Genomic DNA, 22,835 nt, shown 5'->3' on the forward strand with positions numbered 1-22,835 from the left:
TTATAATGTGTTTACATTATTTAGGTCTTCGAATGCCTTTTTCAATCGTGCTACAAAAGTTTTCTCTCCTTCTCTAATCCAAACTCTTGGGTCGTAGTATTTTTTATTAGGAGCATCGGCACCTTCTGGGTTTCCGATTTGGGCTTTTAAATACTCAGCTTTGTCATTCATGTAATCTCTAATACCTTCTAGGTAAGCATACTGAAGATCGGTGTCGATATTCATTTTAATTACGCCATAACTAATACCTTCTCTTATTTCTTCAACTGTAGAACCAGAACCACCGTGGAATACAAAGTCGATAGAATTATTCTCTAATCCGTATTTTTCTGAAACGTATTCTTGAGAATTCTTAAGAATTTTAGGTGTAAGTTTTACGTTTCCTGGCTTGTATACACCGTGAACGTTACCAAAGGCTGCTGCAATAGTGAATCTTGGAGAAACTTTAGAAAGTTCTTCATATGCATAAGCAACTTCTTCAGGTTGTGTATAAAGTTTAGAAGCATCTACATCTGTGTTGTCAACGCCATCTTCTTCACCCCCTGTAATACCTAGCTCAATTTCTAAAGTCATATCCATTTTGCTCATGCGGGCAAGATATTCCTTACAGATTTCCATGTTTTCTTCGATAGGTTCTTCAGAAAGGTCAATCATGTGAGAACTAAAAAGAGATTTACCATTTATTTTGTAAAACTCCTCGCTGGCATCTAGCATACCATCAATCCAAGGCAATAATTTTTTTGCGCAGTGGTCTGTATGCAAAATTACAGGAACACCATATTTTTCAGCTAATTCATGAACATGCTTTGCTCCAGCAACCGCGCCGGCGATGGCTGCTTGTTGGTTTTCGTTAGAGAGTCCTTTTCCAGCATTAAACTGTGCGCCGCCATTTGAAAATTGAATGATTACGGGAGCATTTAATTCTGCAGCTGTTTCTAAAACTGCATTAACACTACTGCTACCAATTACATTTACTGCGGGAAGTGCAAACCCTTTCTTTTTGGCATAGTTAAAGATTTTTTGAACTTCATCACCTGTGGCTACACCTGGTTTAATGTTGTGACTCATAAAATTTTAGTTTCAAATTTATATTTAGTTGTTTTTATGTGATTGAGTAATTTAAAAAACTTAAAATTACTTCAATGCGTTTGCAAAAATAATAAATTTAGCTCGCTTAGAAAGGATAATTAATACCAATATTGTACACGGCATTGCCAAAGTTGTAATCGGTAAACCACCTATTTCCTTTTTCATAAGAGGGGTCGTAGGTTTTAAAACCAACATCAAAACGAAGTACAAAGAAATTAAAATCGTACCGTATTCCAAATCCTGTTCCTAAAGCTAATTCGGTTAGTGAGTTGAGGTCTTCAAAAACGGCCTCTTCATCTTCCACGTCGTCAAGGAAATTCCAAATATTTCCTGCATCGGCAAACAATGCTCCTTTAAAATCACCAATTAAATTAAAGCGGTATTCCAAGTTAAAGGCAATTTTTAAGTTAGCTTCATTAAAATCATTCTCATTATCTGTTCTACCCGGTCCCAAAGAGTAGGGCTGCCAGGCTCTGTTGTCGTTGGAACCACCGGCGAAATAACTTCGTATAAACGGAATGTCATCTGCGTTTCCGTAGGGAATAGCAACTCCTAAAAAGCTACGGAAGGCGAGTACATCTTTTTTAGATAATCGCCAGTATTTTATGTAATCAAGTTCTGTTTTTACGTATTGAGAATATTGAACCCCAAATAGTAAGTTGTTGCCGTCTTCATTTTGTTCAAAATTGGCAATGGGAGCCAATGCAGATAATAAATTTCCAGCAAGTTCTATTTTTCCTCTGAATTGAAAAAAGTTGTTGTCGTTAAAATTTCTTCGGTTATTTTTAAAATAAGTATAGTTAGTTGCGAAGATTAAATTGTTGGATGTGAGTCGCTCCTCTCTGTTCTCCAATCGGGAAACTTCATTGAAATCGTCGTTAGAGGTAGAGATTGTTCCATCCAGAACATCGTTGGTAAAGCCAGTTGTTCCTTCTGGAATAACAAGATTTCCGTTATCGTCGTAGTAGTCGGGGTTTGCTTCTGGTACATATGTGCCAGCAATTCCGTTAAGGTCTTCGTAACTATTATCGTACACCTCGTAGTACCTATCGATGTTGAGGTTCTTTACGTATTGGATGTTGAGTAATTCAAAAATATTCTTTCGTTTTGTACTCGGACTCCAGTAATAGCGAAGAATCCCATTAAAGGTTTGTTTGTCCAGTCCAATATTTTTTTGGAGCACCGTACCCAGCGAAAATCGGGTTTGAGGCGCCATGTATTTAGGAATGATTTTGCTGGTGTTGAATGGGAGTAAAATACGCGGAAAATTCAAACCAATGTCCCCACCAAATTCAGCTAAATTAAAAAAGCTACTCGTCGTGTTTTTAAAATCGGTGGAAGAGCCTACGCTTCCACGAAGCGCTAAATCTAATGTCTCTGCCCCTCTAAAAATGTTTCTGCTCACCACGGAAGTACTAAATGCAATACCAATATCTTGAATGTTCGAATGCAAGACATCTGAACTGAAACCTAGGGAGAATCGTGGACGTGGCGCCAAATAAACACTGGTATTTAGCTTATTATTTGTGCTATCTGCATAAGAGTAGGTAATGTTCGGGTATTTGAAAATTTTTAGGTTGTTTATCTGCTTTGCTGTCAAGGCTCGGTCGGATTCTTTATAAACATCGCCGGGGTGTATGGCCATAACATCGGTAAGCGCTTTTGGGCGATATTTTAGCTTGTCTTTGTAAAATATTTTATACCCTTCATAATCAATGGATTCTAAGGAATCTAAATTTTCATTAAAAGAATAATCGGCAAAAATATTCACATTTTTAATGTGGTGAACTTTATATTTTTTATGTAACGAAGTGTCTTCTTGCGTTTCCGAAAGACTCTTAATACTTACTGTTACAGGCATTTTATAATCTTCTTTGGAAGCAGTATCCCTTACAATATCAAAACTAATGGAATTGGGTTGAAACTTATAGATTCCTGAGTTTATAAAAAGCGTGTTTAGGCGTTCTTTTTCCGCTTGAAAATTATCTAAATTGAATTGTTGGTCCTTTTTAATGACGGAAAAAGGTTTGTATTTCTGGTAAATGGAATCAATATCCTTAGAAGAAATGGAAGCATTTATAGAGTCTAAGTAATAAGCATTTCCCAATGATACATTGTAAACCACATCGGCTTTTTTGTCCCCTTTATTAGTCGTGTCAATCTCAAAGTTCACCCGATTGTTAAAGTATCCTTTTGTCTCGTAATAACTTTTAATGCGCTGGGCAGAAGTATTGGATTTTTCCTGATTGATAATTGTGGGAGCTTCCCCAGTATTCATCAGCCAATTATTAAAATTGATTTTATAATCGGCTACCTGAACTAATTGTTTTTTGGATATAAATCGCTCAAAAAAACTAATATCTTTTAAGGAGTTTTGAAGTTTGGCTGCATAAAAAGAATCCGGTTGAGAGCGAGCGAGATTATAAAGTGCCAGTCTTCCTGCGTTATTCGGGCGTTGTGTTACCAGTCCTAAAATTTCATCATCTTTAACCTTAGTGCTGTCAACCAATATAATGTTCTTGGTAAGCAATAATTCCCCTTCGTTTACCTTTTTTGTGGCATTACAAGCACATATAAATAGTATTAAAAAGAATAATACTGTTATTTTTACAAAAAATTGTCTCAAAGGGATGTTCAAATTAATTTTGACGTCAAAAATACACTATTTGGATGGTTAGCAAAAGCGAAATAAAACTTATAACGAGCTTACATCAAAAAAAGTATCGTAGTAAACATGGTCTTTTTATTGCTGAAGGAGTAAAGGTGGTAGAAGAATTGTTGGCTTCTGACTTTAAACCATACAAAGTGTATGCTACTGAAGAAGGTGAAGAAAAACTCGAAGCTTCTAAATTGACGGTTGTTCCAGAAGGAGTGTTGAAAAAGATGAGTGCTTTAAAGTCGCCGAGCTCAGTTTTGGCGGTTTTTTACATAAAAGCTCCTTCCAAAATTGAAGAAGATTCCCTTGTAGTTGCTTTGGATGAAGTTCGTGATCCAGGTAATTTGGGAACTATTATTCGGTTGTGCGATTGGTTTGGTATTTCCAACTTGGTTTGTAGTGCGACTACGGTAGATTGTTACAATCCAAAAGTGGTACAGGCAACAATGGGCTCGCTTTCAAGAGTAAATATAGTGTATACCGACTTAGAGAAATTTTTGAAAAACACTTCTTTACCTAAGTACGCCGCGATGATGGATGGCGAGAACATTTACAAAGCAACCTTACCGAATGCAGCAGTTTTGGTTATGGGAAATGAGGCCAATGGCATTTCAGGAAATATTCTTTCTACAATGTCAAACACTATTAGTATTCCACGTTTTGGTGCAATGCAAGCTACGGAAAGTTTGAATGTAGCAACTGCCACCGCCATTTTATTGAGTGAGTTCAAACGGAGGTGACAGTTATATGCTTTATTCCTAAAATTCTATTTCAGGTTTTGTTTAGAAAGGTTTAATCTATTTACGACTGAACAACCCCTAATGTATACAATTGCTCCATGGTTGGTGTTTCGCTACCACCGGCTGGCTCAAGTGTAATACCAAAAGCTTGCGATTCGTTTGGATTCTGAAGTTCGAAAACCTTATTGTCATCACTAACAAAATCCTCCAAAAGACCTAAACTAGTAGGTGTAAGTGGGTCTAGCGTAAGTGACCAAACTTGATAAACTTTGCCAGGAGGAGGTTCCGGAAGCCCAAGAGCATCAATATAGACTACATTATTGTCTTTTTTCCAGTATACTTTGGCATACGACTCAGGTGATACTTGCTGTCCACCCAAATTAATAGTCGTTATGTCTTGTGCCCTAAGTAAGGTGACCAATTCCTCTGCTTTCTGCAAATTACGGCTAGTTTCAGCAATTTTATTTTCTAAAACAGCATTTTTAGCTTCCGTTATTTCCAGTTCGTACTCAATATTGTTTTTCTGTTGTGACAGATAGAATAATCCAACTGCCAAAATAACTGCGGCAGCCCAACCTGTATAAGCAGCCCAATTCGTTTTCTTACGAGGTAACGTAACCACTTTAGGTTCTTCCTTAAGCACATTCTGCTTAATTTTATCGTAGAGCTTTTGCGCATCTTTAGGGGACACCGCGGCTGTAAGCTTTATAATAGCCGTTTCTATATCTTCAACTTCTTCTTTAAGTTCAAGATGTTTTTTTATCGCTTCAGAGACTTCGTTGTTCTCTTTTTCTGTTAGCACTCCCGCCACATAAAGCTCTAATATTCCAGATTCTATGTATTCTCTAATATCCATTATCTAAGTAGCATTTCCCTTAAGTTTGAAATACAATTTCTGTTTCTAGTTTTTACAGTACCAATAGGGATGTTAAGTTCTTCCGAGGCCTCTTTTTGTGTAAAGCCTTTAAAATATAAAAGCTCTATTAATGACTTACACGTTTCCTTTAATTTGGTAACATATTTAGAAATTCCTATTGCATCAACTTGGTCGTTTAAGTTATCGTGATCTTTTAAAATATCTACGAAACTTTCGGAGCTAAGGTTTTTTTTGCTTTTATTAAATCCTTTAGACCTTGTTTTATCAATGGCTGCATTGCGTGCTATATTGAGCATCCACGTGAATATTCGTCCTTTCGCAGGGGTGTAGGTATGAGCTTTGTCCCATATCTTTATAAAGACATCTTGAAGGATTTCTTCTGCTATTTCTTCGCTTCTTACAATGTTATAAATAACACCTAATAAACTTTGGGAATAATTTTGGTATAATGTATCGAAGGCTTTGGGGTCTTTTTCCACGATACGTTTCATAAGTAGCTCTTGTTCCATGATAACAACAAAAAGAGGATTTATTCTTTAAAGAAACAAATTTGTTTTTAGATTGACAAAAAAAATGACTTCAAACTATTATTGTTTGTTCTTATGTTGTAGTGAAACTGCTCATTTTGAAATCACCGTTTTGTTGTGAGCGTCGAGGCAAACTTCAGAAAGAAATGTTTACTTTTGTTTTGCAATTGAGGGACTAAAGCTAATTCAAGATAAATTTTTATGACAGACGAGTTTACAGAACAGGAATTGCATAATCTAGCAATGAATGTGGTTGGAAAGGATTTAGAGAAACAAGGCTTTGAATTCATGTCGGTTAACAGTCAGCTTAAAAAAGATCCTCAGTTTGTATGCCTAAAAAACAAAAAGCTTCATTTTATTGTTGTAAAAGCAATACTTTATCCAGAAAATCCAGCAAAGTTTAACGTCACTTTTATGGAAACCATGAAAGAACATGCGCTTAAATTTAAAGCGCAAACCTATTATGCGGGAGTGGGGATTGCCAACGCCAAAAATTATGAAGCGCCACTAAAAAAAGGAGAAAAATATATTATCAATTATAATGGGATCATTGAAATTTAAACAGATTTTAGTATCGTTCGTTCTTTCAGTTGGGTTTTTATTCAGCTGTTCCAATGCGCAGGAAGATGGCGGGTTTAAAGTGGAGCAGGGGTATGCTTTGGGAACTACCTATAGTATAAAATATGAGGCGCCAAACGATACCGTTAGCTTGAAAAAACAAATTGAAGCCGTTTTTGATAGCGTGAATGCTTCGATGTCTACTTATTTACCAACTTCTGATATTTCTGCCATCAATAGAGGTGATTCTACCATCGTGGTGGATGAGTATTTCAAAGAAGTCTATAGAATGGCGAAAAAAGTTTGGCGTAAAACCGATGGCTTTTTTGATCCCACCATTGGTGCATTGGCCAATGCTTGGGGCTTTGGTCCAGAAATGGCGATAGATGATATGCAGCAGGAAGAGGTAGATAGTTTATTGGAGTTTACAGGTTTTGATAAGGTTTTTATGTCTGCCGATGGACGAATTGTTAAAGCCAATAAAAATATTTACTTGGATTTTAATGCGCTTGCCAAAGGATACACCATCGATCTAATTGGAAGAATGTTTGATAGGAACGGGGTTGAAAATTACTTGATTGAAGTAGGGGGAGAGATTCTCACAAAAGGGAATAGTGAAAAAACCAGTAAAATTAAAAATTGGGTGGTAGCTATAGATAGTCCTATTCAAGATAAAGAACAACGTGTTCTCATTGCGAAAGTAAAACTTATGGATAAAGCAATGGCAACTAGCGGGAATTATAGAAAATTTAGAATAGACAAAGAAACGGGGGAGCATTATGTTCATATAATAAATCCACTTACGGGTTACCCTCAAAAAAGTAATGTTTTAAGTGTTTCGGTGGTTGCAAGAACGTGTATGGTAGCAGATGCTTATGCTACGGCACTCATGGTAATGCCGCTCGATAAAGCTAAAGAATTGCTGAAGACAACCTCGATTATTGAAGCCTACATTATTAGCGCCGATAAAGACGGAGACTTAGTTGAATATAAAACCAAAGGGTTCCAAGAGCTTTTGGTAGAATAATAAAACGAAAATTATTTAAGCGGCTTGCGGCAAACTGGAATAATTTCGTTAGGGTTAAGGGCGTATTTTTTTATTTCTTCGGAAGATAATTTCGATTGTATTTTAACTTCTTCAACTTCAAATCCGACGCTACGTAGCTTATCAAAATAATCCATTCCGTAAATGCGAACATGATCGTATTGGCCGAAAATTTCGGCTCTTTTTTTTCTATCCACAATGCTGTCGTCTTCAAAAGTCTCCTTCCTGTTGATGTCCTGAGGAATTTGAAAGATACCCCATCCTCCTGGTTTCATAACCCGAAATAATTCTTGCATCGCTTTTTTGTCGTCTTTAATGTGTTCCAGCACGTGGTTACAGAGAATTACATCAAAGGCATTTTCTTCAAAAGGAAGATTACAGATATCCGCTTTTATGTCTGCCAAAGGGGATTCCAAGTCAGTTGTAGTATAATCGATATTTTCTAACTTCTTGAAACGTTTATGAAACGCCTGTTCCGGAGCAAAATGTAATAACTTTAAAGGTTCTGAGAAGAAGTTTGTTTCACTTTTTAAGTAAAGCCATAGTAAACGGTGACGTTCCAACGATAATGTGCCAGGTGCCAAAACATTGCTCCGCTGATTTTCGTATCCATAAGGAAGAAAAGATTTGTAGCTATTTCCGTCTATGGGATCGGTAAAATTACTTCCTTTATAAATGGTGACCATAATTGGCCGCACCCAATAGCTTAATTTTATAAGTAAGGGTCTGGGGATAGTGTTTAAAATAAATTTAAAAAGCCTTTTCAATGGAAGTTTAGCTATTTGCCGTTACGTGGTTTTTAAATTCGTCTTCTTCATTGCTTTGTATACCCAAAGCTTCGTAAACGTAGTTAAAAGTTGATAAAATTTCAGGTTTTCCGTCAATTAAAGCTACATCGTGTTCAAAATGCGCACTTGGTTTGCCATCTGCAGTAACAATGGTCCAGCCATCCTTAAGCTGTTTTATTCTATGAGTCCCCATATTGATCATAGGTTCTATGGCAACTACCATACCGTCTAAGAATTTTTTACCACGCCCTCTTTTTCCGTAGTTTGGCATTTCGGGGTCTTCGTGCATTTTTTTTCCTAATCCGTGGCCTACCAATTCCCGAACCACACCATATCCATGGTTCTCACAAAATTGTTGAATAGCAAAACCAACATCGCCAACACGATTCCCTTTCTTAAACTCCCTAATCCCTATGTACAAAGATTCTTTGGTAACATCTAAAAGCTTTTTAGTTTCTGCATCCACTTCACCGATTTCGAAGGTATAAGCATGGTCTCCATAAAATCCATTTTTTAAAGCGCCGCAATCTACAGACACAATATCTCCTTCTTTAAGTGGAACATCGGTTGGGAGCCCGTGAACTACTGCCTCATTGGTGCTGGTAAGCAGAGTTGATGGACAGCCATACAAACCTAAAAATCCAGGTTCTGCTCCTTGATCCCTAATAAATTGTTTAGCAATTTTATCTAGATGTTTTGTAGTGACACCCGGTTTTATCTCTGTGGCCAACATTCCCAAAGTCTTAGAAACGATGAGCGCACTTTCCCGCATTAATTCAATTTCTTCGAGTGTTTTTATCTGAATCATCTGTCGTAATTTTAAACTTGAAATTATCTTTTTTAGCCTTAATCGCATAGCAAGGTGCAAAAATAAGTATTATTTTTTGTTTTAAACCCTTTCCACGGATTCTCTTGTTTCAGTTGCGAAATGAAAAAAAGGAAACTAACAAAAAAAGCCACTTCAATTTGAAATGGCCTTTTTTGTGAAATATGATTTCCGAATTAATTCTTCTTGACTTTCTTTTTGAACTTATCAAAATCTGATTCGCTCTTTTGCTTTGGCCACGAATTGTTTTCAGTATCGATATCTGCTGTTTCCGCTTTCGGATCAACTACAATATCGGTAATTTCTTTATCGGTTGCCATTACTTTTTTAACTTCATTGTCGTTCTTTCTCCAAACTTCAACTGGATAACGTGTCAACTCTTTTGTCCCATCCGCATAAGTGTACTCTACAATTAATGGCATAGGGATTCCTCCAGGTTTGGTGAATGTAATTTCGTAAAAGTATTTTGGTTTCTTCAAGTTATTTCGCTCTTCAGGAGTAAAATTATCCATCATATATTCGTTAAGCGATTTAAAGTTTTCGCTTTCTGATTTATTAGCTACTTCATTTTTATACTCATCACTATCTTCAGCTACGAAATAAACCAAATCAGGTAGATCAGATTCGTCCATACCTCTTTGTTCTAAGATTTCCCTAACTTTTGAATTTGGAGTAGACGAAACATGGTATTTTTTAACGCCGCCTACGCCTATGTCAACGTAATCGGTAGTGTAGAACCATCCTCTCCAGAACCAATCAAGGTCTACAGCAGAAGCATCTTCCATAGTTCTGAAAAAATCTTCCGGAGTTGGGTGCTTAAACATCCAACGTTGCGAATAAGTTTGAAAAGCATAATCGAATAATTCTGGTCCCATTACAGTTTCCCTTAAAATATTTAAGGCTGTAGCTGGTTTTCCGTAGGCATTGGCACCCAATTGGTAAACGTTTTCTGGGTTAGACATGATTGGTGCAATATAATCTTGGTCACCTTTCATATAATCCACAATTTTAGAAGGTTCCCCTCTTCGAGAAGGATATTTTCCATCAGGGCCAACTGCTTGAGGGTATGTTTTTGCAAATTCTTGCTCCGTTAAGTACTGGCAAAAAGTGTTGATGCCTTCGTCCATCCATCCCCATTGACGCTCATCTGAATTTACAATCATTGGGAAATAGTTATGTCCAACTTCGTGAATGATTACACTTATCATTCCAAATTTCACACGATCGCTGTACGTACCATCTTCATTAGGTCTTCCGTAATTCCAGCAAATCATAGGGTATTCCATTCCTTGGTTTTTTGCGTGAACAGATACCGCTTTTGGGTAAGGGTAATCAAATGTGTGTTTAGAGTAAGTTTTTAAAGTTTGTACTACTGCTTTGGTAGAATATTCTTCCCACAGCGGATTACCTTCTTTGGAATAAATAGACACCGCCATTACAGTTTTACCACTGTTCATTCTTACAGCTTGACGCTCCCAAATATATTTTCTAGATGTTGTGAAAGCAAAGTCACGAACGTTTTCAGCTTTGAACTTCCAAGTCTTTTGATCGGTAGAATGTCCTTGTTCATTTTGTACGGCTTCTTCTTCAGTAACAATAAAAACAGGCTTGTTGAATGATTTTTTTGAAGCCTCGAAACGACTGTACATTTTATCAGTAAGAACATCTTTTGGATTTTGCAAGCTTCCTGTAGCATCCAAAATATGATCGGAAGGAACTGTTATATTCACTTCGTAATCACCAAAAGGAAGTGCAAACTCACCGCTTCCCCAAAATTGATGGTTTTGCCAGCCTTCAACGTCGTTGTAAACTGCCATACGTGGGAAGAACTGTGCGATTACATAATTTTTGTTTCCATCTGGAAATTCTTCATAACCACTTCGAGCTCTATTTGTAACGTGATTGTTAACGTTGTACCACCATTTAATTTCAAAAGCAAACTTATCACCTGGCTCCAAAGGCTTGTCCAAATCGATACGCATCATGGTTTGGTTGATAGTGTAAGGAAGGTTTTTTCCTTTGGTATCTTTTACGTGCTGAATATTAAAACCGCCATCAAATGGTTCTTGGTAATATTTGCTTGCAAATCTACCGGTTTCTTCAGCAGGAGGGATTCCTTCTCCATCTCTCAACGGCGATTTAGAATCTTTGGCACGCACATTTTGATCTAGTTGTACCCAAAGAAACTCCAATTTGTCTGGTGAATTATTGGTATAAGTAATCGTTTCCAGACCGCTTAATTTTTGGGTATCGTCATTAAGTTCGATATCCATTTTATAATCTGCCTGTTGTTGGTAATAAGCTGGGCCTGGTGCACCAGAACCTGTACGGTACATGTTGGGAGTGGCAAACTCCTCATACATCTGTCTAAATTTGTTGGTGTTGTAATGCCCTTGTTTCTTTTCTTCCTTGCCTTTTTCTTGAGCAGAAATAGCAGTGACTGATAGCAAACAAACGCTTGCCAATAGGTATTTAAGTATATGCATATTGTTTAGAAATGAATTATAGCTCGAAAAATAAATAATTTGAGTGTATTGGCGAGTTTAACTTATAATTTTAACATAGCTTTATCATTTTCCTTAACGAGCATAAAACTTTTCTGTTCATCATTAAAATTCATATGAACAATATTTTGTTGCTCTGGAAAGATATCAAATAACACCCTGCTTTGCACCGAAATATCGGCTATCTTTTTAAGTTTTAAATTTGGGATTTCAAGGTAACATTTCATTACATCCACATCGTATTCTTTCCCGATAAACTTAAAATCAGTTGGTTCTCCATTTACGCTCACGATGAATTTATCATGAAGATACTTTTCAATATAAAAGTTGGCGTTGTCGAGTTCGTTTTTGGACATCAATTTTGGACTGATTCTGTAACGTTCTTTCAATAACTTTTCCATATCGTCCACAAAGTAGCGTGAAATCATTTGTATGGATTTGTTCTCTTCGGAATAATTAATGTCGGTAACGCTCACATAAAATTCATGGTAAATACCAAAACCCAAAAGGGGCAAAACGTAAATGAAGAGCAGTAATCTTTTTATTTGATGCATACGACTGGAATAATATTTTTCAAAAATAACCAACAAGTCGTGCTTTTTCAATTTTTTGGAAATCTTTAACCTAGTTTAAGGTAAAAAAGTAACCGTAAAGTAAGATTCTGAGTTCATTCATCAGGTTTAAGCAAAACAAAGTGCCGTTAAAAACCATTCTTTATTCTTTTGAAGTTTTTAGCGCTCGAAACTCTTTGCTTTCATCTACTAGGAAATCAATAAGTTGAAATTCATTGTCTCGCTTCAGTAAAGTTTGCGATGGTAACTGATCGTCAACATAATAAAGGAACTCATCAATTTCGTCTTGTGGAATATTGAGGTCTTTAACAAAAAATTCGTCATCGTACACCTGTCGTAAAACCTCGCTGGGCATAATTTTAACAGTTTCTTCCTTGTCTTTTTTAGAGTTAACTAATGCTTTGAAAATATTGACAAAATTAATTCCGTACTGCATACCACGCTGACTTTCAGGGATGGCGTAATTTACAACAGGGGTGGATTTATCGGCTTCGTAATCTACCCTTTTAAATTCCTCGTTTTTTACGGCTAAATAAGCTTCCTCATTCTCTGGCGTAATAATTACTTGATCAAGTTCTGTGACTTTTTCATTTACCTCTACCACCAAACGTTTATTCCGTAGGATTTCATCCGTAATCTCTACCGTTTTCATTTGATAATTTAACGCTGTAAAAGCTAATTTATCCCCTTTATTAACGTAGATTTCAAATTCGCCGCTGTCATTCGTAGCCGTTGCACGTTCTTTCGTAACGTTGATAACATTTTCATTCGGGACGCTCGTATTTCGGTACAATACTTTTCCTTTTAGTAATACTGGTGGTTCATTTTGGGAAAAAATAAAGATGGGTGCCACTAAGGCAATGAGTAATATGTAAATAGATTTTTGCATGGTGTAGTTTTATTATAACGTACTTTGTAAGATTAATGAAGGACGCAAGCATCCTATGAATATCAATCGTACTCTGAGGGTAAATTAAATGTTTATAAGAGCAATGAGCAAGAAATTGTAAGTAATTATTTGTTAACCTTCCATTATTTCACAGAAATGTGAGGCGAAACTTTTTCTACGGCCAATTCTTTTTCAGAAGCTTTTTCTTTTTACATAAATTTACGAAAAATCTACATACTAAAAGCATGAAAGAGCAATTAAAAAATATGATAATAGCGAGTACTTCTACCATTCACGGTAGCAGTTATTTGGAATATATTTTACCAACACTCAAAGCTTTTTTTGAAAACACCGATGAGGTAGTTTTTATTCCTTATGCACGTCCTGGCGGAATTTCCCACGATGATTATACCGAAATTGCAAAGAAAGGGTTTGAAAGAATAGGGAAGCAAGTGGTTGGAGTGCACACTTTTGAAAACCCTGTTGAAGCTTTAAAGAATGCAAAAGCCGTTTTTACTGGCGGTGGAAATACTTTTTTATTGGTTTCCCAGCTATACAAATTCGAAATCATGCCTGTTTTAAGACAACGCATTTTTGAAGGACTTCATTATTTTGGTACTAGTGCCGGGGCAAATATTACCGGACTAACCATGCAAACCACCAATGATATGCCCATAATTTATCCACCGAGTTTTAAAACCTTGGGGGCGGTGCCTTTCAATATTAATCCGCATTACTTAGATCCCGTTTCGGGCAGTAAGCATATGGGTGAGACTCGCGAAACTAGGATCAACGAATTCCATAAAATCAATACACAACCAGTTATTGGATTACGGGAAGGCAGTTGGCTGGAAGTAAGAGGCGACCGCATTTTACTACAAGGCGAACACACGGCCCGTATTTTTGAACAAAACAAACCCGCCTATGAAATAGAAAGTGGGAGCGAGGTACGGTTTTGAAACATACTTTTAATCAAACGTCTTTTTTGACTCAGCTGTTAAGCGCTCTATTTCTTCCAATTCTTTTTTGGTGAGGTCACGGTATTCGCCTACTGGAACATCTAGTGCAACATTCATGATGCGGATGCGTTTAAGGGAAGTTACGTTGTAACCCAAATATTCACACATACGCCTAATTTGGCGGTTTAGGCCTTGGGTGAGTATGATTTTAAAAGTTTTACTATCGATTTTATCTACTTTGCATTTTCGGGTGATGGTATCGAGAATAGGGATTCCGTTACTCATTCTTTTTACAAAATCGTCGGTGATATGCTTATCGACCGTCACAATGTATTCCTTTTCGTGTTTATTTCTTCCACGAAGGATTTTGTTTACAATATCACCATCATTGGTAAGAAAAATAAGTCCTTCACTGGGTTTATCCAGCCTTCCAATAGGGAAAATACGCTTTGGATAATTAATGAAATCAATGATATTATCTTTTTCAACCCGCGTATCGGTAGTACAAACAATACCAACAGGTTTGTTGAAGGCCAAATAGACAAAATCCTCTTTGGGTTCTACTATGAGTTTTCCGTCCACACGAATTTCATCATCAGAAGTGACTTTAGTGCCCATTTCGGGAATACTCCCGTTTACGGTAACCCTCCTTTGCTGAATAAGTTTATCGGCTGCCCGTCTGGAGCAGTAGCCCACTTCACTTAAATATTTATTAATGCGTGTTTCTTGTTTTTCCATTGTTGCAAAGGTACATATAACCGAATAAAAAAAGCCCAACCAAGGTTGAGCTTTTAGAGCGGGAGACGAGGGTCGAACTCGCGACATTCAGCTTGGAAGGCTGACGCTCTACCAACTGAGCTACTCCCGCATAATTTGTGAGGGCAAATATAAAGAAAGTCCTATTTCCTATGCAAGAAAATTTTATACTTTTTTATTAATTTTCTGGGTAATTTGTGTGTTGAGTATGGAAATAGGTTATTTTTAGAAAAAATTAAATATGGATTTTAAAATTCAACAAGAAGCATCCTCTAGCAAAGGACGGTTTTATATCGAGAAAGAGGGAACTACATTGGCGGAAATGACATACTCTGTGGCAGGAAGTAGTAAAATTATTATTGATCATACCGAGGTTGATGATTCCTTAAGAGGTGAAGGCGTTGGTGATAAACTGTTGAAAGCGCTTATTGAATATGTTAGAAAGGAAAATATAAAAGTACTGCCTTTATGTCCATTCGCGAAGGCTAGGATAGAAAAGACAGAGGAATATCAAGATGTGTTATTTTAAATCTACTAATTGTGTATAAAGTTAGGGAAATTACGGCTGCGGAGGCACATTCGGTTAGGCATCCAGTTTTGAGGGAAGGTAAGCCTTTTGAATCTGCTATTTTTCCAGAAGATACAATTGAGGACACCTTTCATGTGGGAGTGGAATCTAACGGAGAAATAGTTGGAACGGTAACATTTATAAAAAACAGCGAAGATGTTTTTAAGGAAGCTAACCAATATCAACTTCGAGGAATGGCTGTTTTACAAAAGTACCAGCGAAAAGGATTGGGTGAGCTAATGGTGAAAAAAGCAGAAAGTTTGATGTTGCAGAGGGGAGGTGCATTTATTTGGTTAAATGCACGTGAAGTTGCTGTATTGTTTTATAAAAAAATAGGGTACGAAAAATTTGGAAATTCATTTAACGTACCCGGTATAGGCCCACATTTTTTAATGTATAAAAAAATGTAAATTATTTTTAGGATAAAGAATAGCCCAGTTTATTGTCCCAATCAATACATCCTTGGAAAGGACCAGGAACAGGATCGTAAACCAGTACTTTTTCGCCTATAAATTCACTTTGTTTGTATGCCCAAATGGTGTTTGACCTCACTTTATTTAAGAAGTAATAAATAAGGGCTTTCTCGTTAGGATTTTCTTTACTGGCGTTCTCTAAATATTCATGTTGTGTTTCCGCAGGAGCGTTGAAATAAGAATCCAGAAGGGAGTCACATACTTCCTTGGAGTAATCGTCTGATTCCAGTATTGCGGCTGCATGCGTAGCGCCCTTTTTAAGCAATTCTTTTTCGTTTTCTTCAAGTAGCTTTTCAAAGCTGAGATCAATAAACATTGGGATGTTAAGTTCTTTGGCTCCTGGAAGGTTTTCCGTCGTCGGAAGAATAAGATCTACCAGGTTTTCTAGCATCAATGCTTGGTTTTCAGCAAAAAAGACAGGTTTCCAATTAACGGAAACATCTTTTTTACAGCTTTGTAAAATTGAAAAAAGGGTAGGGGTAGCGGCAACATACCCAAACGATAATCCTATATTTTTAAGTGCTTTTCTTCTTTCCATCTTAACTGATTTTTTTATAGTTTTTCACAGCGTGATTGGCTGCTCTTGCGGTAAATGCCATATAAGTGAGTGATGGGTTTTGACAGGCTGCGGAAGTCATAAACGCACCGTCTGTTACATAAACGTTAGACACAGCATGTAGTTGATTGTTTTTATTGACTACGGATGTTGTAGGATCCCATCCCATTCGGGCACCTCCCATTTCATGAATTCCTAACCCCGGTCCTCCCGCATCATCGTAAGTGGTTACATCTTTGAAACCTGATTTTTCCAACATTTCAGCTGCCTGAGCCACAATATCTTTTCGCATGTTGTATTCGTTTTCTTTGAATTCAACGTCAAAATCCAGCGTTGGCAGTCCCCAATCATCTAGCTTTTCGTAATTTAAGGTGAACTTATTGTCGTCGTAAGGAAGCATTTCCCCAAAGCCTGTCATACCGAGATGCCAATCGCCAATATTCAAAATTTTATCCTTAAGATCTTTACCATAGCTAAGTTCTGCTACACTTGCTGTCCAATCTCCTCTGTTGGCACCACCTTGATAACCGTAACCTCTAATGAAGTCTTTTGTATCGGTATTTCCTCCCAAATTTCTAAAACGTGGAATGTAAAAACCGTTGGGTCTTCTTCCCTTAAAATATTTATCAAGGTATCCGTCCATTCTTCCACTGGCACCCAAACGATAATGGTGATCCATGATGTTTGTTCCCAACTTACCTGAATCGTTGCCCATACCATTAGGGAATCGGTTGGACTTTGATTGCATTAAAATAGAAGTGGAGGCAATGGCAGATGCGCATAGAAAGATTATGTTGGCCGAAAACTCATGTTTTTCCTTAGTTTCGGTATCTATAATTTTAACCCCTGTTGCTTTTTCTTTGCCCTCATCATAAATAATTTCGTAAGCGATTGAATTGGGACGCAATGTCATATTTCCCGTGCGTTCGGCAGCCGGTAGGGTAGAAGCATTACTGCTATAGTAACCGCCAAATGGACATCCTCTAGAGCATCGGTTTCTAGACTGGCAAGTGCCGCGTCCTTCAAAATTTTTATCACCAGTAATATGGGCAACTCTACCAATAGTTACGAGTCGGTCATCGTAGCTGTCAGAAAGTCTTTCTTGGAAGTGTTCCTCCACACAGTTTAAATCCATAGGAGGTAGAAACTTTCCATCTGGCAACTGTTTAAGCCCAAGATTTTTTCCACTAACGCCAATATAAGTTTCTACTTTGTCATACCAAGGAGCAATATCTTTGTACCTAACAGGCCAATCTACTCCAATACCATCTTTTTTGTTGGCTTCGAAGTCCATCTCACTCCAACGGTAACTTTGCCGACCCCAAGTGATAGAACGGCCACCTACGTGATATCCTCGAATCCAATCAAAGCGTTTTATTTCGTTATAAGGGTGCTTTAAGTCGTTTACAAAAAAGTGGCGATTACTTTTGTCTGGTGCCCAACCTACGCGATGTTGCTTATGCTGTTCTGCTTTTTCTTCTGGTGTTAATGCCCCTTTTAGTTCATAATCCCAAGGGTCTTTGTTCATGGTTGGATAATCTTCCACATGTTTCACCATTCGGCCTCTTTCTAGAACCAGTGTTTTCAGGCCGTTCTCGCAAAGTTCTTTTGCTGCCCACCCTCCACTAATTCCGGTGCCGATTACAATAGCATCATATTCTGGCTTGTCTTTCATTATTTTAGATTTGAACGTTATGTTAGATTTCGATAAATATATAAATAAAATGGTTATAGTAAAAATAACTATAACTTATTTTTGTTTTGAGTGTTCAGTTCATCTTGAATAATTTGGACAACAAAAAAGGGGCCGTCTTGAGAAGACAGCCCCACGCTAAACTAACTAAAAATCTAACCAATCAAAGATTTTTATTGTTATTCGCTAAGATTTGGTATTAGCGAAATGTATTTTGACCTATTTAAAATTTGCTTCTGAAGTTTTACGAATAAAGGCACCGAGGTTAGGAGAATCCAGTTATGCAATTGTGTAGTGGTGCCTTTATTTTTGTAAAACTTAAGTTAGCTGTTGTTATTAGGTGTTTTGCTTTCTATGTTTAATTATTTTTTGATTTATTAGAACTTTATATAAAATCATGCTAATCGAAATCTTTTACTACTTATTCCGATTGTACATTACAAATGTATGCAGCAATTATAGTCTAAAACATGACGACTGTCAGTTATGCCTAAAATTTTATTAAATTTTTCTAGAAATAGATGATCTGTCAAGTGAAAGGATTTTTTCAATCCAGTGAAGAAAGTGGAGTAGATGTTATTTTAAACTTTTGAGTTTCCTTAACTGATTTACGGCAATAAAAATAAGTAGAATTGCTAAGGATACGAGCCCCCATGAAGGAGTGGATCTTATGAAAAATTCTATGGATAATGCACCAAACATAGTCCCTAAAAGCATAATGAACCCTAGTGCTAAGAATACAACTTTCTTTCCATTGCTTAATAGTCCTAACAACAAAAAGAGAGCAACGGATACCTCTGCGACTCCACCCATGTACATTAAAGTAGCTCCATCTATTGGGAGTGCTTCGGCAAATTGTTCGTAGATTTCAATGAACTGACCAGTAAGCTTTGTAATGCCAAAATAGGCCATGGTCACAGCCGCAATACCAATTTGAATTTTGTCCGGGGTAGATATTTTTTTAGTTGAAGTCATTTCTAAAATTTTTACTGCCAAGTAAGTTTTTTTCTTTCCTCCCAGTAATTGGAAGAGCTTATTTTAAATTCTTTTAATCTATTTATCTCTTCTTTTGAAAGTACAATGTCATTAGCCTTTAAATTAGCTTCTAAATGAGATATATTTGAAGCTCCGCTCAACACCAAGCTTTTAGGAATGGTTTGCATACAAAACCTTAATGCAATAGCATCTTCGCCCACCTGATATTTATCGGCTAGAAAACTTAAATACGCATACATTTCTTTGTAATGTGGATATGCATTGTTTTTAAAAATTCTTCCATTTGCCAGCGCCTCTTTTACTAGGATTTTCTTTTCTTGCAAGGAGAGCTCGTTGCAAAGCTTTATTACGTCCTGTTCAAGAATGTTATAGGTTATTTGAAAGGAATCAAATAATTGTTCTCTTTCAACTGAAACATCCAAAGCTTTTTTTATGATTTCGACTTGATTATGTCCAGAAGTCGTGGCGCCAATTTCAAGGTTTTGCTCTTTTTTAAGCTCAAATAACTTAGCTAGTATTTTATCATTGCTTAAAACTCCCGTTTCCAAAGTTGCAGAATGAATTTGATACAATTTAAGATTGGGCTGCAAACCTTTTGAATATTCCCATTGCTCATTGAGTTTATGTAAACTGTGTTCTTTAACCTCATGCACTTTAGCATTGGGATCAAAATTTGCCACATAGGTATAACCCCATTTGGTGGAAACTTCAACTGTAGTATCATTTTTACTTTTTAACCATTCCAACAGTAGATTTTCTGCTAATCCATACCCTGGTGCAGTATCAAAAAATCGAACTCCCATTTCATAAGCCGCATCCAGTACTTGAATACCTTTCATTTTAAAGGCATTTAGATCTGAAACAGCAGTTTTTTCCTGCTTAACATTAATGTAAAGAGGCCTGCCAAGAGCCGCTGTGCCTAAACCTATTCTCATTTTAAATTTTTTTAAATTAGCCAACTGTTAAGGTTAAGAACTAGATTTTGTTTTCTAGTTATCCTCATTATTAGAAGTCTCTATTAATATGTAATTCATTAAAAAATGTATTACTTTCTGCTGAGGCATTTCACAAGGTTTTAAATTTTCCTTGTCTTGGGTAATATAAAAATTAAGGCTTATAAAATCGTTGCCTCCCAGTTCTTCTGCATACACTTTGTAGCTTTTTCCGTTATTAAAATCAGACCTAGTGACTCCATATTTTCGGTTGTTGTACTCAACTTCTGAATAGCCTTTTGGAAGTGCTTGAATTCTTTCTAAAAGCATTATTTAGCGTGTAAGTTTATGCCTCCCCAAACTACGGCATAAGCCGTGCAATGAACAATAATGGATTGATATTCTTCAATATTAATTTCTTCTGGAATTTGATAGGCTTGAGCTCCTTTATTCGAACGAAGTTCCCCAAGGTAGACCCAATCGTTTCCAACCTTATCACGGTTACCGATAGTATCCAAATTTCCAGATACCAAATAGAGTTTTAGATCTGGTCCAGCAGATGTTGAAAAGTCGTTTCCTATTAAAAATGAACCTTCATTTGTTATTTTCCAGCTCCCTGTAATGTTATAAGTTTTTCCTGTCCAAGAATTTCCCTCCTGGGCGTTGATTTCTGTGTTTGCCATTAGTATGAATAATAGAGTTAAGAGATGCAATTTCATAGTTTGAACTATAAGTATTATAAGTAATAAGTGTGCTTTTTTTAAGGGTTGTGAAATTATTTGAAACAGTTTAAAAGTTGTCTGAGGAGTCTATCGGGCGGTTATTTTTTCTTTAAATCTGAACCGATTTTATTACCGAAAACCGATTCGTATTTTTTTGAAAAATGACTTAGGTTACTAATACTAAGCTCATCTGCCAAACTCGCCACTGATTTGTAATCACCACTTTTTAAAAGTTTATGGGTGAGCAATACTTTCTCATTGGTGAAAAAGTCAAAAGGAGTAATTTTATATACTTCTTTAAAAATTAAAATCAGTTTTGCCGACGATATGCCAAACTCCTTGGATAATGCGATATTGCCAGGGTAAGGATTGTGTAGATTCATTAATAAAAATTGCCTTACGTTTTTAGCAAGAGATACATGTTTCTCTTCAACCGATTTGTTTTCTCGGTTATTTAGTTTGCTAAATTTCTCTAAGAAATTAGCAAAAAGTTGTAAAGCAGTGTTTTTTAAATAAGCCTCAACGGCTGGGTTTTCAACAATTTCCTGTTTCAAGGATTTCAATAAGATCCTACTTTCCCCGTCAATATTATGATGAAGATAAGGCTGGTCAATTTTTTTATCAATGATTAAATGATTTAAAAGCTTTTTCCTTACTAAAAGTCGTATTCCAAACATTGATTTCTTGTTTTTGGGAATAAAAATGTTTGGGATTTTGCCGTCTATATAGGTTAATCCTAAATTATTTTGATAGCCAATATGGTAGTCTTTACCATGTGAACGAAAAATGTTGAAGTCCTCACTCATGTCAAAATGAATGATGTACAAATTCTCTTTAGTAGCCAATCGGGAAACAATTACGGGTTCGTAATATCTTAAGTCGAATAGCACTACAGAAATGTCATTGGTGGCTTGCGAAAAAAATATGTTTCCATGTGCATAGCTTTCTTCAAACAGCATTCGGTTGTTTTTGAAGTCAATGTTCAACTCCTTTGCTAATTGTTTTATCCACCTATCGTCTAAGGTGTAACTATGCTTTACAATCTTCATCTAAGCTATATATTTTTTAAATATTCTGTGGGAGTAATACCAAAATGCTTTTTGAACTTATGGGAAAAATAGGAATGATTGGAAAATTTAAGTTGCTCAGTGACCTCGTTTATGGATAAATTTCCACCATCTAATAAATCTTTAGCCTTCAAAAGTTTATTTGTTAAGTGGTAATTGCTTGGACTAATACCCACTATTTTTTTGAACAGTGTTTTAAATTTTGTTTCTGACATGTGTGCCTCTTCTGCAAGGATTTTGATGGAAGGAAAGGGTTCATCCAAATTTCCATACAAGTATTTTTGTATGGAAATAATTTTGAAAAGATCATTTTCATTCACGTCTTCCGAAGGAAATTTCGGAAGCATTATTACTTCCAGGCAGTTAAACATCAGAAAATTAACGGTGGCTATGAAATGAAATTTAAAATTGGGATCAGACAAATTTTTCTTAGAAAGTTGTTTTAGTTTGTAAAAACTGTCATCCTTCATTCTACTAAACCTTATTAACCGCTGTCTTTCCGAAGAAATGGTAGCGTTAATTTCTTGCTCGTTATACCCCTTTTTTAGCAGTTCTTCCTTTATTTTTAACTTGGACATAAAAACGAACATGAGCTTTAAACTAGTATTTTGTGGAATACAATGTTCCATTTTTACGGTGGCATCTAATATCACCAAATTATATCCCCAAACGCTAAGTTCGTAATCCTTTCCGTCGGATATAATTTTGGTTGTTTTGTCAGAAAGTACATACATGAAGGCCATGTAATCATCATTGTCACTTGCCTTAAAAAGAGAAATATCTTCTGGATGATTAATATCTATATAATATGCATTTAGCCCTTCCTCACATTTTAAGAAATATTTAATTCCGGGCTCAATTTCTTTGTCAACCTCTATCAACCGATCATTTGCTCTCCATTCAAAGTTTTTGACAAGTTTGTTGGGGCTTTCATATTTCTCTGTTGAACGATTCATACTTCTGTTCTTAGTCATAGCAATTTGACCTTATTTAAGGCATTAACCAGGATTTAAATTTTGTAAAGCCTCGTAATGGGTTCATT

At 36.3% G+C, this 22,835-nt stretch carries 24 protein-coding genes and 1 tRNA gene; 6 read left to right on the top strand and 19 right to left on the bottom strand.

All coding sequences use genetic code 11. From position 1 onward, the window contains the following. Both fbaA and tamL read right to left on the bottom strand, forming a co-directional pair. Entirely contained in the window at positions 1–1,068 is a 1,068-nt protein-coding gene (fbaA, locus tag NDQ75_RS12685) for a class II fructose-bisphosphate aldolase (RefSeq protein WP_202029487.1), read from the bottom strand. A gap of 106 nt (positions 1,069–1,174) precedes the next feature. Further along, positions 1,175–3,715: a translocation and assembly module lipoprotein TamL gene (gene tamL / locus NDQ75_RS12690; protein WP_202029486.1), complete on the bottom strand. Its 2,541-nt coding sequence runs from the start codon at positions 3,713–3,715 to the stop codon at positions 1,175–1,177. Positions 3,716–3,759: 44 nt separating this feature from the next. Between tamL and NDQ75_RS12695 the strand changes: the two genes are divergently transcribed. After that, entirely contained in the window at positions 3,760–4,485 is a 726-nt protein-coding gene (locus tag NDQ75_RS12695; protein WP_202029485.1) for a TrmH family RNA methyltransferase, read from the top strand. 61 nt (positions 4,486–4,546) lie between these two features. Here NDQ75_RS12695 and NDQ75_RS12700 read toward each other — a convergent pair whose 3' ends face one another. Next, entirely contained in the window at positions 4,547–5,341 is a 795-nt protein-coding gene (locus NDQ75_RS12700) for an anti-sigma factor (RefSeq protein ID WP_202029484.1), read from the bottom strand. Continuing rightward, positions 5,341–5,871, bottom strand: coding sequence for an RNA polymerase sigma factor (locus tag NDQ75_RS12705; RefSeq protein ID WP_202029483.1), 531 nt, complete (start codon positions 5,869–5,871; stop codon positions 5,341–5,343). The genes NDQ75_RS12700 and NDQ75_RS12705 overlap by 1 nt, the downstream gene beginning before the upstream one ends. Before the next feature lie 219 nt (positions 5,872–6,090). Between NDQ75_RS12705 and NDQ75_RS12710 the strand changes: the two genes are divergently transcribed. After that, complete coding sequence (locus NDQ75_RS12710) at positions 6,091–6,450, top strand: Na(+)-translocating NADH-quinone reductase subunit F (RefSeq protein ID WP_202029482.1); 360 nt, start codon at positions 6,091–6,093, stop codon at positions 6,448–6,450. After that, positions 6,431–7,474 carry an FAD:protein FMN transferase gene (locus NDQ75_RS12715; protein ID WP_202029481.1) on the top strand — a complete coding sequence of 348 codons (1,044 nt, stop codon included), beginning with the start codon at positions 6,431–6,433 and terminating at the stop codon, positions 7,472–7,474. The genes NDQ75_RS12710 and NDQ75_RS12715 overlap by 20 nt, the downstream gene beginning before the upstream one ends. A gap of 11 nt (positions 7,475–7,485) precedes the next feature. Here the strand turns inward: NDQ75_RS12715 and NDQ75_RS12720 are convergent, their stop codons facing one another. The 5 genes from NDQ75_RS12720 to NDQ75_RS12740 form a co-directional block, all read right to left on the bottom strand. Next, the gene (locus NDQ75_RS12720) at positions 7,486–8,259 is read right to left on the bottom strand and encodes a class I SAM-dependent methyltransferase (protein ID WP_202029480.1); all 774 of its coding nucleotides are present in this window, start codon (positions 8,257–8,259) and stop codon (positions 7,486–7,488) included. A 7-nt stretch (positions 8,260–8,266) separates the two neighbouring features. Further along, positions 8,267–9,088, bottom strand: coding sequence for a type I methionyl aminopeptidase (gene map / locus NDQ75_RS12725; RefSeq protein WP_202029479.1), 822 nt, complete (start codon positions 9,086–9,088; stop codon positions 8,267–8,269). 194 nt (positions 9,089–9,282) lie between these two features. Beyond that, positions 9,283–11,592, bottom strand: coding sequence for a M1 family metallopeptidase (locus tag NDQ75_RS12730; protein WP_202029478.1), 2,310 nt, complete (start codon positions 11,590–11,592; stop codon positions 9,283–9,285). Between the two features lie 62 nt (positions 11,593–11,654). Beyond that, the gene (locus tag NDQ75_RS12735; protein WP_242513717.1) at positions 11,655–12,215 is read right to left on the bottom strand and encodes a DUF6702 family protein; all 561 of its coding nucleotides are present in this window, start codon (positions 12,213–12,215) and stop codon (positions 11,655–11,657) included. Positions 12,216–12,324: 109 nt separating this feature from the next. Beyond that, positions 12,325–13,071, bottom strand: a complete 747-nt coding sequence (locus NDQ75_RS12740; protein WP_202029477.1) for a carboxypeptidase-like regulatory domain-containing protein — start codon at positions 13,069–13,071, stop codon at positions 12,325–12,327. Between the two features lie 245 nt (positions 13,072–13,316). Between NDQ75_RS12740 and pepE the strand changes: the two genes are divergently transcribed. After that, on the top strand, positions 13,317–14,030 hold the full coding sequence (pepE, locus tag NDQ75_RS12745) for a dipeptidase PepE (RefSeq protein WP_202029476.1): 714 nt from the start codon (positions 13,317–13,319) through the stop codon (positions 14,028–14,030). A gap of 9 nt (positions 14,031–14,039) precedes the next feature. Here the strand turns inward: pepE and rluF are convergent, their stop codons facing one another. Together rluF and NDQ75_RS12755 are read right to left on the bottom strand one after the other, a co-directional pair. Then, positions 14,040–14,768 (bottom strand): 23S rRNA pseudouridine(2604) synthase RluF, encoded by a 729-nt coding sequence (rluF, locus tag NDQ75_RS12750; protein ID WP_202029475.1) that lies wholly within the window; start codon positions 14,766–14,768, stop codon positions 14,040–14,042. A gap of 57 nt (positions 14,769–14,825) precedes the next feature. Beyond that, positions 14,826–14,898 (bottom strand) — tRNA-Gly (locus NDQ75_RS12755). A gap of 129 nt (positions 14,899–15,027) precedes the next feature. Here NDQ75_RS12755 and NDQ75_RS12760 point away from each other — a divergent pair. Further along, on the top strand, positions 15,028–15,315 hold the full coding sequence (locus tag NDQ75_RS12760; RefSeq protein WP_202029474.1) for a GNAT family N-acetyltransferase: 288 nt from the start codon (positions 15,028–15,030) through the stop codon (positions 15,313–15,315). A gap of 11 nt (positions 15,316–15,326) precedes the next feature. After that, positions 15,327–15,764 carry a GNAT family N-acetyltransferase gene (locus NDQ75_RS12765; protein WP_202029473.1) on the top strand — a complete coding sequence of 146 codons (438 nt, stop codon included), beginning with the start codon at positions 15,327–15,329 and terminating at the stop codon, positions 15,762–15,764. A 7-nt stretch (positions 15,765–15,771) separates the two neighbouring features. On the opposite strand, the gene NDQ75_RS12770 is transcribed toward NDQ75_RS12765, so the two are convergent. From NDQ75_RS12770 to NDQ75_RS12805, 8 genes are all read right to left on the bottom strand, one after another. Then, positions 15,772–16,365, bottom strand: coding sequence for a gluconate 2-dehydrogenase subunit 3 family protein (locus tag NDQ75_RS12770; RefSeq protein ID WP_202029472.1), 594 nt, complete (start codon positions 16,363–16,365; stop codon positions 15,772–15,774). Between the two features lies 1 nt (position 16,366). After that, positions 16,367–18,058, bottom strand: a complete 1,692-nt coding sequence (locus tag NDQ75_RS12775) for a GMC oxidoreductase (protein ID WP_202029471.1) — start codon at positions 18,056–18,058, stop codon at positions 16,367–16,369. Positions 18,059–18,652: 594 nt separating this feature from the next. Continuing rightward, complete coding sequence (locus NDQ75_RS12780) at positions 18,653–19,051, bottom strand: DoxX family membrane protein (RefSeq protein WP_202029470.1); 399 nt, start codon at positions 19,049–19,051, stop codon at positions 18,653–18,655. An 11-nt stretch (positions 19,052–19,062) separates the two neighbouring features. Beyond that, on the bottom strand, positions 19,063–20,007 hold the full coding sequence (locus tag NDQ75_RS12785) for an aldo/keto reductase (RefSeq protein WP_202029469.1): 945 nt from the start codon (positions 20,005–20,007) through the stop codon (positions 19,063–19,065). Between the two features lie 54 nt (positions 20,008–20,061). Next, complete coding sequence (locus tag NDQ75_RS12790) at positions 20,062–20,334, bottom strand: peptide methionine sulfoxide reductase (protein ID WP_202029468.1); 273 nt, start codon at positions 20,332–20,334, stop codon at positions 20,062–20,064. Further along, a complete protein-coding gene (locus NDQ75_RS12795; RefSeq protein ID WP_242513716.1) occupies positions 20,334–20,687 on the bottom strand; it encodes a DM13 domain-containing protein in 354 nt (117 codons plus the stop codon). Before NDQ75_RS12795 ends, NDQ75_RS12790 begins: the two co-directional genes overlap by 1 nt. 137 nt (positions 20,688–20,824) lie before the next feature. After that, the gene (locus tag NDQ75_RS12800; protein ID WP_202029466.1) at positions 20,825–21,775 is read right to left on the bottom strand and encodes a helix-turn-helix domain-containing protein; all 951 of its coding nucleotides are present in this window, start codon (positions 21,773–21,775) and stop codon (positions 20,825–20,827) included. A 5-nt stretch (positions 21,776–21,780) separates the two neighbouring features. Next, positions 21,781–22,749 carry a helix-turn-helix domain-containing protein gene (locus tag NDQ75_RS12805; protein ID WP_251762028.1) on the bottom strand — a complete coding sequence of 323 codons (969 nt, stop codon included), beginning with the start codon at positions 22,747–22,749 and terminating at the stop codon, positions 21,781–21,783. Positions 22,750–22,835: the final 86 nt, after the last annotated feature.

Source organism: Galbibacter mesophilus, from assembly GCF_023721415.1.
GTDB classification, from domain to species: domain Bacteria; phylum Bacteroidota; class Bacteroidia; order Flavobacteriales; family Flavobacteriaceae; genus Galbibacter; species Galbibacter mesophilus.